This is a genomic window from Sandaracinaceae bacterium (genome assembly GCA_020633055.1).
GTDB lineage: Bacteria > Myxococcota_A > Polyangia > Polyangiales > Houyiibacteriaceae > JADJJE01.
On record JACKEJ010000007.1, the window covers coordinates 503603 to 518217 of the forward strand.

At 69.5% G+C, this 14615-nt stretch carries 16 protein-coding genes; 10 read left to right on the forward strand and 6 right to left on the reverse strand.

Annotated elements, in window-relative coordinates; all coding sequences use genetic code 11:
* Positions 1-53 precede the first annotated feature (53 nt).
* From H6726_15595 to H6726_15605, 3 genes are read left to right on the forward strand one after another with little or no spacing between them, the layout of a single operon-like run.
* Positions 54-605: an SDR family NAD(P)-dependent oxidoreductase gene (locus tag H6726_15595; protein ID MCB9659075.1), complete on the forward strand. Its 552-nt coding sequence runs from the start codon at positions 54-56 to the stop codon at positions 603-605.
* Positions 592-1275, forward strand: coding sequence for a serine/threonine protein phosphatase (locus tag H6726_15600; protein MCB9659076.1), 684 nt, complete (start codon positions 592-594; stop codon positions 1273-1275). Before H6726_15595 ends, H6726_15600 begins: the two co-directional genes overlap by 14 nt.
* A complete protein-coding gene (locus H6726_15605; protein MCB9659077.1) occupies positions 1272-1637 on the forward strand; it encodes a Rieske (2Fe-2S) protein in 366 nt (121 codons plus the stop codon). Before H6726_15600 ends, H6726_15605 begins: the two co-directional genes overlap by 4 nt.
* Positions 1638-1705: 68 nt before the next feature.
* Here the strand turns inward: H6726_15605 and H6726_15610 are convergent, their stop codons facing one another.
* On the reverse strand, positions 1706-1906 hold the full coding sequence (locus tag H6726_15610; GenBank protein ID MCB9659078.1) for a hypothetical protein: 201 nt from the start codon (positions 1904-1906) through the stop codon (positions 1706-1708).
* Positions 1907-2015: 109 nt separating this feature from the next.
* Here H6726_15610 and H6726_15615 point away from each other — a divergent pair, with 109 nt between their 5' ends.
* The 4 genes from H6726_15615 (at position 2016) to H6726_15630 (ending at position 5428) form a co-directional block, all read left to right on the forward strand.
* Positions 2016-3464 carry an MATE family efflux transporter gene (locus tag H6726_15615; GenBank protein ID MCB9659079.1) on the forward strand — a complete coding sequence of 483 codons (1449 nt, stop codon included), beginning with the start codon at positions 2016-2018 and terminating at the stop codon, positions 3462-3464.
* Between the two features lie 60 nt (positions 3465-3524).
* A complete protein-coding gene (gene map / locus H6726_15620) occupies positions 3525-4376 on the forward strand; it encodes a type I methionyl aminopeptidase (protein ID MCB9659080.1) in 852 nt (283 codons plus the stop codon).
* 128 nt (positions 4377-4504) lie between these two features.
* On the forward strand, positions 4505-4900 hold the full coding sequence (locus H6726_15625; GenBank protein MCB9659081.1) for a hypothetical protein: 396 nt from the start codon (positions 4505-4507) through the stop codon (positions 4898-4900).
* Positions 4901-5053: 153 nt separating this feature from the next.
* Entirely contained in the window at positions 5054-5428 is a 375-nt protein-coding gene (locus H6726_15630; protein ID MCB9659082.1) for a hypothetical protein, read from the forward strand.
* Positions 5429-5486: 58 nt separating this feature from the next.
* Here H6726_15630 and H6726_15635 read toward each other — a convergent pair whose 3' ends face one another.
* From H6726_15635 to H6726_15650, 4 genes are read right to left on the reverse strand one after another with little or no spacing between them, the layout of a single operon-like run.
* Positions 5487-6215: a glycosyltransferase family 2 protein gene (locus tag H6726_15635; protein ID MCB9659083.1), complete on the reverse strand. Its 729-nt coding sequence runs from the start codon at positions 6213-6215 to the stop codon at positions 5487-5489.
* Entirely contained in the window at positions 6212-6748 is a 537-nt protein-coding gene (locus H6726_15640) for an acyltransferase (protein ID MCB9659084.1), read from the reverse strand. The genes H6726_15635 and H6726_15640 overlap by 4 nt, the downstream gene beginning before the upstream one ends.
* Before the next feature lie 10 nt (positions 6749-6758).
* Positions 6759-8081: a sigma 54-dependent Fis family transcriptional regulator gene (locus tag H6726_15645; GenBank protein MCB9659085.1), complete on the reverse strand. Its 1323-nt coding sequence runs from the start codon at positions 8079-8081 to the stop codon at positions 6759-6761.
* A gap of 39 nt (positions 8082-8120) precedes the next feature.
* Positions 8121-10331 carry a hypothetical protein gene (locus H6726_15650; GenBank protein MCB9659086.1) on the reverse strand — a complete coding sequence of 737 codons (2211 nt, stop codon included), beginning with the start codon at positions 10329-10331 and terminating at the stop codon, positions 8121-8123.
* A 107-nt stretch (positions 10332-10438) separates the two neighbouring features.
* Here H6726_15650 and gcvT point away from each other — a divergent pair, with 107 nt between their 5' ends.
* From gcvT to gcvPA, 3 genes are read left to right on the forward strand one after another with little or no spacing between them, the layout of a single operon-like run.
* On the forward strand, positions 10439-11557 hold the full coding sequence (gcvT, locus tag H6726_15655; GenBank protein ID MCB9659087.1) for a glycine cleavage system aminomethyltransferase GcvT: 1119 nt from the start codon (positions 10439-10441) through the stop codon (positions 11555-11557).
* Between the two features lie 7 nt (positions 11558-11564).
* Positions 11565-11954, forward strand: a complete 390-nt coding sequence (gene gcvH / locus H6726_15660) for a glycine cleavage system protein GcvH (GenBank protein MCB9659088.1) — start codon at positions 11565-11567, stop codon at positions 11952-11954.
* A 31-nt stretch (positions 11955-11985) separates the two neighbouring features.
* Complete coding sequence (gcvPA, locus tag H6726_15665) at positions 11986-13335, forward strand: aminomethyl-transferring glycine dehydrogenase subunit GcvPA (protein ID MCB9659089.1); 1350 nt, start codon at positions 11986-11988, stop codon at positions 13333-13335.
* Between the two features lie 13 nt (positions 13336-13348).
* Here gcvPA and H6726_15670 read toward each other — a convergent pair whose 3' ends face one another.
* Positions 13349-14563 (reverse strand): serine/threonine protein kinase, encoded by a 1215-nt coding sequence (locus H6726_15670; GenBank protein MCB9659090.1) that lies wholly within the window; start codon positions 14561-14563, stop codon positions 13349-13351.
* Positions 14564-14615: the final 52 nt, after the last annotated feature.

Genomic DNA, 14615 nt, shown 5'->3' on the forward strand with positions numbered 1-14615 from the left:
GTACCGCACGTACGCCACGTTGACGAGCGCCACCGTGCGCCGGAGGGCGCGGGATGACTGACGGTGGTACGCTCCACGGTGTGTTCGTCCGCCACCGGCACGTCGTCGTGTTCGGAGCCCAGCGCGCCTTCGGCCACCGGGTGGTGGAGGCCCTCTTGGCGCTCGGCGCGCACGTGATCGCGGTGGGACCGCTCCGCACGGAGCTCGAGGCGCTTCGGGCCGAGATGCGTCAACACCACAACCTGCACACGGCCGAGTGCAGTTCGGATCGTGACGGGCCCGTGCGCCTGCTCGCAGGTGCCCTCCGGCGCGGCCACGTGGACGCCGTGGTGTTCGTAGGGGACCGCCACGAGGCCACCCGCGCCGAGGAAGAGGCCTTGTGGCGTGCGGTCGCGGACGTGAACGACGACCCTTCGCGCAACGCCGAGACCTCGCTCGCCCTCGTGGTGGCGCGACCCGCCGCTAGCGCGCACGAAGCCCTTGCACAGCACGGCGAGACACGCGACGTTGAGCCCATCCTGTACGACCCAGCGGATCCTGCCCCTGCCGTCTCTCGCATGTTGATGTGCCTCTCCTCCCCGCGAGCCGAACGTGCTCGCCCATGAACCCCAGACCGTCATCATCGGCGACGTCCACGGCTGCCTGACCGAGCTGGACGCGCTCTTGCGCAAGGTGCGCTTCACGAAGGGCGACCGACTGGTGCTCGTCGGAGACCTGGTGGCCAAGGGACCCGACTCGGCTGGGGTGGTGGCGCGCGCGCGTGAGCTGGGCGCGTTGGCCGTGCGCGGCAACCATGACGAACGGGTCCTCTCGTGGTTTCGTGCCGAGCGTGAGGGGCGGTCACTCGAGCGTCCGTTGGGACGCGGCCACCGCCTGGTGTGCGCCACGCTCGAAGACGCCGACGTGGCCTGGCTCGAGGCGCTCCCCCTGTCGCTGAAGTTCCCCGAACACAAGGTGACCGTAGTGCACGCGGGGCTGCGACCGGGCGTGCCCCTCGCCAAGCAGGACCCCAACCACCTGCTCAACATGCGGAGCCTGTGCGGCGATGGACGGGTCAGCTTCCGCGCCGACGAAGGGGTCCCATGGGCGAGCCGCTGGACAGGCCCCGACCTGGTGGTGTTCGGCCACGACGCCATCCGGGGCCTGCAACGCTACGATCAGGCGATCGGCCTGGACACCGGCTGCGTCTACGGCGGCCAGTTGACCGCGCTGCTGCTCCCGAGCCGTCGGCTCGTGTCGGTCAACGCACGCAGGGCGTACAAGGAGATCACGTGACCGGCGGTTCGGACGACGGGTGGCGGCTCGTGTGTCCGCGCTCCGAGCTACGGGCCGGGGTCCTGCGGCAAGTGTTCCTGGGCCGGAACGAGATGGGCATCCCCGTCTCGGTGCTCGTGGGAGTCAGCCGCGACGGCGACCTCTACGCCTACGAGAACCTCTGCAAGCACCTGCCGATCCCCCTGGACGGCGGGAGCGGCGACTTCTTCGCGGGGGACCCGGACACGCTGCGCTGCGGCACGCACGGCGCGCTCTATCGGGTCAGCGACGGTTTCTGTACGCGGGGTCCATGCCGAGGCACGTTCCTGCACAAGCGCACGCTGCGCGAACAGGACGGCGAGGTCTGGCTGCGCGTCGAGTGACCCCGGTCTCTCCAGTGCCCCGGTGTCTCCGGTGCCCCGGTGTCCCTGGTGTCTCCGGGGGCGACGTGTCAGCGACCCTGGCCGAATTGGAGGTCGTGCGTCTCGTGGCCGATGTCGTTGTTGTGGAACTCGGGGCCCACGATGCCCTCGGCCATGGACCAGAGGAGCGCGAACGACAGGCCCAACGTCACGAAGCACAAGCCGATCAGCTTGGGCCCGTTCCAGAACGCATCGGACTTGGCCACGCTCTCGGCGAGGGCGTCAGACATCGGCACGTTGTTGTAGGTCTGCGACATAGTGGACGGGATGTAGACTGGAACTGCCCAGTGGTCAACGGGCGGATGAGCGTTCTTCGCCCCTGTGGCAAGCTGCGCGCGGATGGCCGAGACCGAGACGAGCAACCAGCGCGCGCGTCGCCGCTTCGTCGACGCGGGTTTGTCCCTGGGCGTGTTGCGTTTCGGCGGTCCGCTGGTGGTGGGGATGGTGCTGCACACCCTCTTCAACCTGGTCGACATGTTCATGATCAGTCGCCTGCCCGACTCGAGCGCGGCGCTGGCGGCCCTGGGCCTGTGCGACATGGTGGCGGCCGTCGCGACGATCTTGAGCAACGGGATCGCCACGGCTGCGGTGGCCCTCATCACCCGCCACGTCGGCGCCGGGCACCTGAGCGGAGTCCGTCGGGCCACCTACCAATCGCTCCTGCTCGTCGTCGTCCTGAGCGTCGTCTTCGGCCTGATCGGGTGGTTCGGCAGCGACCTCATCGTGCGGCGACTCATGTTCGCGAAGGGCGACACGGCCGACGTCGCGACGGCCTACCTCGAGGTCATCCTGGGCGGGAGCTTCTCCATCTTTCTGCTGCTGCACCTGACGGCCGTCCTGCGCGCGCTGGGCCACGCCAAGACCGCCACGGTGCTGCTGGTGTCGGGGAACGCGCTGAACGTCCTGCTCAACGTGTTCTTCATCTACGGGGACGGGCCCTCCCCGGAGGTGTTCGCGTGGGGGGCTCCGGTAGCGCGTTTGTTCGGGATCCCGCGGCTGGGCGTGCTCGGCGCCGCGTACGCGACGGTCATCGCCCGCAGCGTCCCGGTGGTCATCGGCCTGTGGCTGCTCGCGCGGCGACGCGGGGGCCCGCGTTTCCACCCTCTCTACCTGCGCCCCAACCCCGCCGTGTTGCGCTCGCTCCTGCGCATCGGGTGGCCCGCCAGCCTGCAGTTGGTGCTGCGCGTCTCCGCGATCCTGGTGTTCATCGCCCTCATCAACGCCGAGTACACCACCATCGCGGACCAGAGCGCGCTGACGGCCTACAGCATCTGCCTGCGGCTCGAGACGATGGCCCTGTTCGTGGGCATGGGCTGGGGGGCGGCCGCCAGCTCGTTCGTGGGAGCGAACCTCGGGGCGGGACACGAAGGGCGGGCCAAGCGCGCGGGGTACATCGCCGCCGGATACAACCTCGCCATGATGCTGGCCTTGGCCGCGCTCTACGTGCGCTACAGCGACGCGCTGCTCGGCATCTTCGACACGACACCCGCCGTGCTCGCCATCGGACACGAGTACCTGAGCATCGTCGCGTTCAGCTACGCGTTCCTCGGCGTGGGAGTGGTGCTCTCCCAGGCCATGACGGGTGCGGGCGCCACCCTCTCCAGCCTCGTCCTCGACGCAGCGTCGCTGCTGGGCGTCATCCTGCCCGCCGCGTATGTCGTCGCGGCCACCCTCGACCTGCCGCGCACCAGCCTCTTCTGGGTCATCTCGCTGGGCAACGTGGGCAGCGCCGTCCTGTACGTCGGCTACTACGGGACCGGGGCGTTCCTGCGCAAGCAGCTGCGCTGACGGCTTGCCCGAATCTCTCTCGCGCGGTACTCCCGGGGCGTGTTGAAACGCATCGAGACGATGAACGGCGCGGCGCTGGACCGCATGCGCGAGTCCTGTCGCCTGGCGGCCGAGTGCTTGGTGATGGTGGGCGACCGCATCCGCGCTGGCATCACCACGGACGAGATCAACACGTGGGTGCACCAGTACTGCCTCGACAACGACGCGCTCCCCGCACCGCTGAACTACAAGGGCTTCCCGAAGAGCGTGTGCACCTCGGTCAACGACTGCGTGTGCCACGGCATCCCAGACGGAACGGTGCTGAAGGACGGCGACATCATCAACGTGGACGTCACCACCATCTTCCCCGCGCTGCACGGCTACTTCGGGGACACCAGCGTCACGTTCTACATCGGTGAGCCCTCCGAGGAGGCCAAGCTGGTGACCGAGGTGGCGCGGCGCGGGCTGGAGCTGGGCATCGAGCAGGTGAAGCACGGCGCGGCGATCGGCGACATCGGGGCCGCCATCCACGAATACGCCGACAAGAAGCAGTGCTCGGTGGTGCGCGACTACGTGGGGCACGGTGTGGGGCGCGAGTTCCACATGCCCCCACAGATCCCCCACTATCGGGCCCGGGACGCCGCGGCGCGCCTGAAGATGAAGGCCGGGATGGTCTTCACGATCGAGCCCATGATCAACCTCGGCACGTACGAGACCGAGCTGATGAAGGACCGTTGGACCGTGCTCACCGCCGACCGGAAGCTCAGCGCGCAGTTCGAGCACACGGTGCTCGTCACACGCACGGGCGTCGAGGTGCTCACCGCGCGCTCCAGGCTGGTGAAGCACAGCGAGGACCTACCGTGGTCGGACGTCGGGCCCCTCAGCACCCCCGCTGCGTTCGCCGGCGGCGCCGCGCAACCGGCCGAGGGCTGACGCGTCGGTCATCCATAATTTTCGGACCAACATCGAAGATGGGCTTCGTCGCCCTTCGGGGATTGTGCGGGGGATGCGTTCCCCCTAGGGTGCCGCTCGTGGGCGGGGGACCGAAGGAGGAGAAGCACATGAGGATTCAAACGTTGGGGTTGTTGTTGGCCGTGGGCATGGTGGTTCCGTCCGTAGCGAGCGCCGGGGAATCCCGGGTGGCTGCGGTGTCGATCAACCAGGCAGGTACATCGGCGTCCGGTTCGATGCGCGCGACGCGCGACAACAGCAGCGCGAGCGACCGCATCGGGTGCCTGGTGAGCGCTTTCGAGTATTCGGGCGGCACCGTCAACTACGCGGCGTGCTGGGCGTACCAGGGCACGAGGTCCTTGACGTGCAGCACGACCAACGCAGCGCTGATCGCGGCGGCCGGCACCGTGAGCGAGTCGAGCTTCGTCGAGATTCGCCGCCTGGAGTCCAACCCACTCCGCTGCACCGCCATCGAGGTGGAGAACGACTCGCGCGACCTCCCGTGACTCATGGCGAGGCTTCGTGAACAAGGCATCGTGGCGGTCGCGTTCGGGGCCCTCGGCCTAGCCTTGGGATACGCATGGGGAACGCCCGCGGAGACACCCGAGCCCGTGGCTGCCCAAGCGCCGTCAGCCGAGCTGGCCGAACGGCGACGATGCGTGACAGAGCAGGAGCTCGCGAGCGCGCTGGACGCTCAGCGCATCGCCCTCTTGGCTGGGGTGCGCGCAGAGCTTGACGCCATGCAACCCCTGGCCCCTGCCACACCCCCCACCCTTGCGACCGCATCGGACGCGTCCGATGCGGCACCTGCACCTGTCGACGACGAGCGCATGCGAGCCGCCAACGGAGCGTTGGCCGCGACGCTTGCGGACGCGCAGCGCACAGGCCGCTGGACCGAGGCCGATCGCGTCCGCTTCGGTGAGATGTACCAGCTGGCCTCTCCGCAAGAGCGGGAAGACCGCCTCGCCGCGCTGCTGACCATGCTCCACACTGGCGAGCTGCGCGCGGAGGGCGACGGGCCGCCCATGCGCTGAGTCGCGGCGCCCGCTCAACAGCACCCGGCTAGCCGAGCGCCCGCTCGACAGCACCCGACTAGCCGAGCGCCCGCTCGAGCGCTTCCCGCACGGTCCGCCCACGCAGCTCCACCAACTCACGCGCGACGCGGATCACGGCCGAGACATTCGCGGACTTCGAGTGTCCTGCGAGACGCGGCCGGCACGAGATGGTCACCGTCTCGTACGGCAGGCGTGCCCGCACCACGCGCATGGGGAACTCGAAGTTCAGGAAGAAGGTGTCGGGCTCGAGCTGCTCCGGCACGAAGAGGGCACGACGGAAAAGATAAGGCCCGTCGCTGCGCATCTGGACTCCGTGGATGCCGAGGATCAGCGTCCGCACCCCCCAGCTGAGCACCTTCCGGTGCATTCCATCGTCGCGATCTTCGTAGACGCTGAACACCACCTCGGTGTCGTCTTGCCGCGCTGCCATCAGGGTGCCGATGGCCTCCGGAGCGATCTGCCCGTCGGCGGGGAGGAACGTCACCCAAGACGCGTGGCAAGCCGAGACACCCGTCTTGATGGCCGCGCCGATGCCCCGGTTGCGATCGTGCTCGAGGACGACGTGGGCGCGGCCCGTGAGCGCCTCTCGGGCCAGGGCGGCGGTTCCGTCCGTGGACCCGTCGTCGACGAAGACGAGCTCGGCGTCCGGCACGTGCGCGTCGAGCCAGGCACGCAGCTCCTCGATCACGGGCCGCACGTTCTCGGCCTCGTTGTAGGCCAGCACGATCACGCTGAGCGACGGAGGCGCCTCGACAGGTGCGCTCATGGTCGCACTCTCACCACGCGCGCCGGCACGCCGACGGCCACGGCATACGGGGGCACGTCCTCCGTGACCACGGCCCCCGCGCCTATCTGCGCCCCACGCCCAATCGTGACGCCAGGCAGCACGATGGTCCCCACGCCGAGATCGGCGTCATCCTCGATGACGACCTCGGCGAACGCCAACGGCGCATGGAGGATCGGCACGTCACGCCCCGCCTCCTGGTGGTTGGACGTGATGACGCGCACGCCTGGGCCGATGCCCACGTTGCGCCCCACCCGCAGCCCGCCGGCGCTGTGGAAGAAGCACTGTTGGCCAATCCACGTGCCGTCGCCGATGACCATCGTCGACTTGTAGTAGCCCTTGAGGATGGTCTGGTGCCCTACGTAGACGCGCGCGCCGATTCGCACGTTCTCGGGGTGGAACACCAGGACGCCCGCCTCGAAGACGCAGCCCTCACCGCACGCGGCGAGGTCTTCGGGCGCGAACTCTCCACTGCCGTGGCTGCGCGGTCCAGGCGGGGGAGCTGCGTTCGACACGGGGCTGATGCTACGCCGAATCGCCCGTCCCGGCCACCACGGCGACCTTCGACAGACGGTCGCGCAGCGTGCTGCGTGGGATGCCGAGCGCGCGGGCCGCGGCCGTCTTGTTGAAGTCGTGGGCTGCGAGCGCATCGAGCAACGCTTCGTCCGATAGGCCGCTCGAGCCGAGCGCGAGCGGGTCCAGGCTCGCGAGGACGTCCTCCTCGGTGACGACGGGTCCCATGGCGCGCATGGTGGCGCGGGTCACCACGTTCCCCAGCTCGCGCACGTTCCCGGGCCAGGCGTGCGCACGCAGCCGCGCCAGCGCTGGGGCGCTGAACTCGCGTACGGAGCCTGTGCCGCCGTAGCGCGCGAAGTGTTCGGCCAGCGGTACGATGTCGGCCTGCCTCCTCCGCAAGGGCGGGACCTCGATGGGCAGCTTGCACAGGCGGTAGTAGAGGTCCTCGCGGAACTCCCCGCTGCGCACCCGCTGCGACAGGTCGCGGTGCGTGGCTGCCACCAGGCGCACGTCGAGCTCGATCTCCCGATCGCTCCCCATCGGCTGCACGCGCTTGGTCTCGAGCACACGCAGCAGCATCACCTGGGCGGCCAAGCTCAGCTCACCGAGCTCGTCCAGGAACAGCGTGCCACCGTGCGCCCGCTGGAAAGCCCCCGCGCGGTCGCCACTGGCGCCCGTGAACGCTCCCTTCACGTGACCGAACAGCTCGCTCGCCAGCGCATCGTGGCGTAGGGCGCCCGCGTTGACGGCCACGAACGCGCCGCTGCGCCCGCTCGCCTCGTGCACCGCCCGCGCGATGCCCTCCTTGCCGGAGCCGCTCTCGCCCAGGATCACGACGCACGCGGTGGACCGCGCGTAGCGCGCCGCGAGCGACATCACGTCGCGCATGGCGTCCGACCGCACGACGTACCGCTCTTCCGGCCCGTCAGCGACGCCCAGCACTCCCTCGTGGGCCAACGACACGACGAGCTTGGTGCGACCCGCGACGAACACGCTGCCTGGCGCCAGGTCTGCCACACGCACCCGCAGGCCATCTACCCACAGCCCGTTGCGGCTCCCGAGATCCTCGAGGCACACGCACCCACGATCCGCGCGGGCGCGAAAGTGCACGCCCGACACCGCACGATCGTGCAGCTGCACGTCGGCCCGAGGCGACGCGCCGAAGGTCCGGAACGTGGAGCGGATCCGCACGCGGCGCGCCTCCCGACCGCCGCCCACCCGCAGCACCAGCTCCGGGCTACCGCACGGTGCGCGCTGCCCCTCGAGCGGAGCGGTCAGGGGTTCGGCGCCGGGGGCGCGCTCGCGGTCACTGGGAGGAACGGCGTGCAGCATGCCGAGCTTGTCGGCGTGCGTGACCGTCGGTTGCGTGGCTCACCCGAAGATGATGTTCACGCAGCTGTTGTTGCTGCAGGTCGCGCCGTCGGCGGCGTCGCAGCAGTCAGCGGTCGTGGAGCAGGTCTCGCCCAGCTCGCGACACTCGTTGCTCGGCGGCGGCACGCACGCGAGGCCCCCATTCCCATCGTCGCCACAGACACCGCCGCAGCACTCGCTGTTGACCGAGCACCCCTCCCCGTCCACACGGCACGCGCGAGGCGCCCAGAACGCCGACACGCTGCGGTGGCTCGGGATCTGCCCCGGCAGCCAGTACGGCACGGAGCTGGGGTCGAAGGTCCCGTCGGCGTTGGCGCGCACGGCCGTGACCCAGACCTGGCCCGGTTGGATGGTGGTCCCGGCGTTGCCCGCCGTGCGGTTTCCGTATGGACGCCGCGAGAGGTAGCTCAGCCAGAAGTACCCGCCCGACGTGAACGGCGAGAAATTGGGCTGGAACTCGAAGCGGTCGCTGGAGGCGACCCGGGTGAGTCGGGTCAGCCCCGTTCCGTCGCGCCGGATGAGGTACAGGGCCGACGTGTTCGCGGGGTCGATGACGACGTTCCCATCGGGGTCGCGCGGGTCGGAGCGAGACCCCGTGCCGTGCGCGAACGCAATCCACTGGGAGTCCGGCGACCAGGTGGGGTAGCTGTCGGTCACACCCCCCTCGGCCTCGCCGCTGAGGCTCGCGCCCGTGTGGATCGCCGCACCCGCGCCGAACGCGTCCGCACCGGTCACGGGGAGCATGCTCAGGTCGCCCGTCGTGATGTCCCCCGCCCAGCTGTTCGTGTTTCCGATGTAGGCCACGTCGTCGCCGTCACGCGCCCACGCGGGGTGGGTACCCGGGTTGGGCAACGTGCCCGCCGCGGGCGTCACTTGGAGCCCCGTGAACGGATTGATCAAGAAGAGGAAGTCGTTCCCACCGGCGCTCGACACCATCGCGCGCGTGTCATCCGGGCTGAACGAGGCGGTGCGCCACCGGATCGACTGCGACACAGGCCACTCGGTGGGCGCCGGGTCGGCGTCGAGGTCGTCGCGCGTCAGGTCGTACAGGGCGCCGTAGTTGGAGAAGTGGAGGTTCGCGAGCATGTAGCGCCCGCTGGTGCTGATGGCGTGGCAGCCCACACAGTCGTCGCCGTCCTCGTTGTCGGCGAGCGGTGAGTTGGGATGCGGGAGGAGCAGCTCACTGGCCGACGCGCCGTCGTTGATGCGGCGGATCTTCTCGTCGTCGATGTCCCAGTAGTAGACGGTGCCCGTGACCGCCGCGATGGCGAAGGTCACGTCGACGGGGAGACCGCTGACCACCTCCTGCGCCGCGCTGTCGTAGCGGTCGACTTGAATCTGCATGGCTTCGCTCGGATCCGACTGGGCCAAGGCGCGCCAAGCAGCGCTCTCCACCAGGTAGTGGTCGTTGACCGCCTCCGCCGGGTTGCGGGTGTACACGACCACGCGGGCGTGGGGCTTCTGCAGGGTGACCCGGAAGGTGTCGCCCTCGGGGCAGACCGCCGTGTTCGCCCCGCACGCCCACTGGACATCCATGGGCGAGACGTTCTGCGGCACGACGACTCCGTCCAAGGGATAGTGCAGCGCTGCGGTCCGGGCCGCGTCCGTGACCGGGGTACCGGCGAACAGCGCGGGCGGGTCCGAGGGGCCACCGCCACCCGCGCCAATCGTCCGCGTGAGGTTGACGGTGAGGGTGACGCTGTCGGTGAAGGTCTGCCCACCGACCGTCTGCGACGCCGTGATGGTGACGGTCCCGCCCGACAGGCCGTTCGCCGTGAAGGCTCCCGTCCCTTCGTCGAGCGTCCCGAGCACACGCGCGCTCGCTGTGTAGCGGGGGCTCGCGCTGCCCGTGCTCCCGTCGGAGCGGCGCAGCACCGCCGTGAGCTGCACCGACCCCGTCGCCCCCACCTCGATGTCGAGCGTCGGGTCGTCCGGTGAGACCTCGAGGCCAGTGAGCGTCACCCCTGGACCCAGGTCCTCGAGGGGCGGACCGCTGTCGACCTGCGGGTTGGTGACGCACAGCCCCCCAGAGCACAGCAGGTCGCTGCGGCACGGCCGGCTCGTGTCGCAGGGATCTCCGACCTGCCCGCCGCGCCCCCCCGGCCCACTGCTTCCACAGCCGACGTAGGTGAGCGCCGCGACGAAGAACGTCGTGGACAAATGGAGGCTCGGCCCTGTCGGGGAGCGGCGGATTCGGCGGGGGTTGGGCATGCGGTCTCCTTGGTGGTCCACCATACACGCTGAGCCCTCGCGTCGACCACGACATCGTTCGGCGCAACGTTCGTGACATCGCTTGAACCGTGGTGGTGCAGCGGCTAATGTCGCGCACCGTGACGGCCCCGACCACCCCTCTCCTCGAGACCCCACTCGTCGACGAACACCGCGCACTCGGTGCCCGCTTGGTGCCCTTCGCCGGCTGGCTCATGCCCGTTCAGTACGAAGGAATCCGCCAGGAGCACGAGGCCGTGCGCACCGGCGCGGGCCTGTTCGACGTGTCCCACATGGGTGAGCTGCACCTCGAGGGCCCCGAGGCGGTGGGCTTGGTGGACTCTTTGGTCACCAACGCGGTCAAGGAGCTGCCCGTCGGGAAGGCGCTCTACACCTGCTGCTGCAACGCCGAGGGCACCATCCTGGACGACCTGATCGTCTACCGGCGTGGCGAGCAGAACATCCTCGTCGTGTGCAACGCGGGCAACCGCGACAAGATCTCCGCTCACTTCGCGAAGCACGCGGAGGGCCGCTGCAGCTTCCGCGACGCGTCCGACGACACCGCCCTGCTCGCGCTCCAGGGGCCCAAGGCCGAGCAGGCGCTGCGCGAGGTGGGCTGCGACCCGCACTTGCCCGAGCTCGGCACCTTCCACCTGGCGGACGGAAACGTGGCAGGCGTTGCCTGTACGGTCGCGCGCACGGGCTACACGGCCGAGGACGGCTTCGAGCTGTTCTGCGCCAACGCCGACGCCCCCAAGCTGTTCCGCGCGCTGCTGGCCGCGCCGGTCGGGGTCAAGCCCATCGGGCTCGGCGCGCGTGACACCCTGCGGCTCGAGGGCAAGCTCTCGCTGTACGGCAACGACATCGACGAGACCACCAACCCGCTCGAGGCCGGGCTGGGTTGGGTGGTGAAGCTGGATGGCGACGACTTCATTGGGCGTGACGCGCTGCGCGCCATCAAGGAAGCGGGCGTCACGCGCAAGCTCGTGGGCATCGAGATGACGGGCCGCGGCATCGCGCGCCATGGGTACCCGGTCGTGGTGGACGGTGTGTCCGTCGGCGTCGTGACCAGCGGCTCCCCATCCATCACACTCGGCACCAACATCGGATTGGCGTACGTGCCGGTCGCGCAGGCCCGCGTGGGCACCCCCCTCGGAGTCGAGATCCGAGGCAAGATCATCGACGCCGTGGTCGTCAAGACCCCCTTCTACAAGCGCCCAACCCCATAGAGACCCCATGACCTACCCCGCAGAGCTCCGCTACACCAAAGATCATGAATGGGCCCGCGTCGAAGGCGACGTCGTGCGCGTCGGCGTCACGTCCTACGCCGTCGACCAGCTCGGCGACGTCACCCTGGTGGACCTGCCGAGCGTCGGCACGTCCGTCAGCGCGCACGCCCGCTTCGGGGAGATCGAGTCGGTGAAGACGGTCAGCGAGCTGTTCTCGCCCGTGAGCGGCGAGATCGTCGCCATCAACGAAGACCTCGAGGGCACCCCCGAGCAGGTCAACGAGGCGCCGTACGAGAGCGGCTGGTTGGTCGACATCAAGATGTCGGACCCCTCCGAGCTCGACGCCCTGATGGACGCCGCGGCCTACGCAGACTACATCGGCAAGCTCGAGGGCTGAGCCCACTCCCCCCGAGTCCTCCGGAGACCGCATGCGCTACCTGCCCCACACCGAGGTCGAGATCCGTCAGATGCTGGAGCGCATCGGCGTCGCCTCCATCGACGAGCTCTTTCAGCCCATCCCCGAGGAGCGGCGCTTCAAGGGCCTCATGCAGATGGAGCCCGCCCTCGACGAGCCGCGCCTCATGGCGCACCTCAACGAGCTCGCCAGCAAGAACACGGGCGCCAGCGCGCTGTCGTTCATGGGCGCCGGGATGTACGACCATCACATCCCCCCCGCGCTGGACCAGCTGCTGATGCGCAGCGAGTTCTACACGGCCTACACGCCGTACCAGGCCGAGCTCTCCCAGGGCACGCTGCAGGCCATCTTCGAGTTCCAGACGACCGTGTGCGAGCTCTTGGGGCTCGAGGTCGCCAACGCGTCGATGTACGACGGCGCCAGCGCAGCGGCCGAGGCAGGCTTGATGGCGCGCCGCGCCACGCGCCGCACCCACCTGGTCGTCAGCGGCGCGCTCCACCCGCACTACCTGGACACCATCCGCGCCTACCTACGCGGCCTGGACGGCGAGCCCGACATGGACGTCGCGGCCGTGCTGCCGGATGGTCGGACCGACCTCGAGTCCGTGAAGGCGCTCACGCGGGACGACACCGCTGCCGTCATCCTGGGCTACCCCAACTTCAACGGCTGCGTCGAGGACCTGCCCGCCGCGGGCGCCATCACCACGGCCAAGAAAGCCATGCTCGTGACGGCCACCAGCGAGGTCTACGCGTTGGCCCTGCTCGCTTCGCCCGGAGCGCTCGGCGCCGACATCGCGGTCGCTGAGGGTCAGTCGCTGGCCGTGCCGATGCAGTTCGGCGGCCCCGGCGTGGGGCTCTTTGCGTGCCGCCAGGACCTCGTCCGCCAGATGCCGGGGCGCTTGGTCGGAGAGACGGTGGACGCCGATGGTCAGCGCGGGTACGTGCTCACGCTCTCCACGCGCGAGCAGCACATCCGACGTGAGCGCGCGACGAGCAACATCTGCACGAACCACGGCCTGATCGCGCTGGCGTTCACGATGCGCACAGCGCTCTTGGGCCGCTCGGGCTTCGACCGTGCGGCGCGCATGTGCCTCGCCAACGCCGAGTACCTCAAGGCGCAGCTCTCCTCGCTCCCCAAGCTGTCGCTCCCGTGCTCCGCCCCCACGTTCAACGAGTTCGTTGTGCGCCTGGATGGCGCCTCCGCCGCGCAAGCGGTCGCGGCTGGAATGGCCCAAGGGCTGCTGCCGGGAGTCGACCTGGGCACGTTCGACGCCGACCGCGCCAGCGACCTCCTCGTAGCCGTCACCGAGAAGCACTCCCGCGCCGACCTCGATCGCCTGGTCAGCCTGTTGGGCTCCCTGTAGTCCGCCGAGTGGCTCAGTCGTCCTTCAGGCGACGGTCCAGCTGGTCGAGGTAGTTTCGCTCGGCTGAAACGCGCTTCTGCGTGTCGAGGAGGACGGCCGGGCCGTTCGCCACGCCCCCCACGCGGCCATCCGGCACCTCGACGCCACGCACTGGCACGTCCGTGAGTGTGTCCCGCGCCCCGAACGCGACCGAAGCTTCGACTGGCTCGAGGTCGTCGAGCTCGAGATCCTGGATGGCGTCCGGCGCGCTGGACTGGCGTGCCGTCTCGTGCGCGCCGCTGTTGACCAACGACAGCTCCGGCTCGAGCACACGCTCGGCAGGGACCACGGAGTGCACGTAGCGTGCGACCTGGCGCGGCCCGAGCATCAGCCCGTTGCGGAGCGCGAAGTACTCGAGGTGCATCGCCAGGTCCGCGGCGCTCGCGATGCGGTGCGCCGGGTCCCGCGCGAGCGTGGCCATCAGGATCGCCTCGAGGTCCGGCGGATAGCCCGGCACGATGCGCGAGGGTGGCGTCACGTCGGACTCCACGATGGTCGTCATGATCTGGACGTCGTCGCCGCGGAAGAGGCGCGTGCCCGTCGTCAGCTCGTACAGCACGACCCCGAGCGCAAACACGTCCGCGCGCCGATCCAACCAGCGCCCACGCACCTGCTCGGGGCTCATGTACGACAGCGTGCCGCGCAGCACGCCGCGCTCCTCGTGGGGGTTCGCGTTGGTCTGCGCGATGCCGAAGTCCATCAGCTTCGCCACCCCGTCGCGTGTCACCATGATGTTGTGCGGGGTCACGTCGCGGTGCACGACCTCTAGCGCGTTGCCCCCACGGTCTTCGGCCTCGTGGGCATGGTGGAGCGCCTCGCAGACTTGCAGCATGATCCCGAGCGTCACGTCGAGCCCCATCGGGATCCCGAGCCGGGCGCCCGCGCGCCAGAGGTCGGCCAGGTTGACCCCCGCGACGTACTCCATCGCGATGTACCACGTGTTCTCGGCCGCCCCGAGATCGAAGATCTGCGGGATGTTGGGGTGCGAGAGCTCCGCCATCACCCGCGCCTCGTACTGAAACAGCAGGAGCGACGCGGGGTTGTTGGCGTACTGCGCGAACAGACGTTTCACCACCAGCTCGCGGTAGAACTCCGAGTCGCCCCAGCGACGCGCGAGGAACACCTCGGCCATGCCACCGGCGGCGACCTTGCGGAGGAGCTCGTAGGGACCGTACCAAGTTCCGTTCACAGCGTTCGACTCACCGACACACCTATCAGATTCGATGCGCCACGTCATCAAA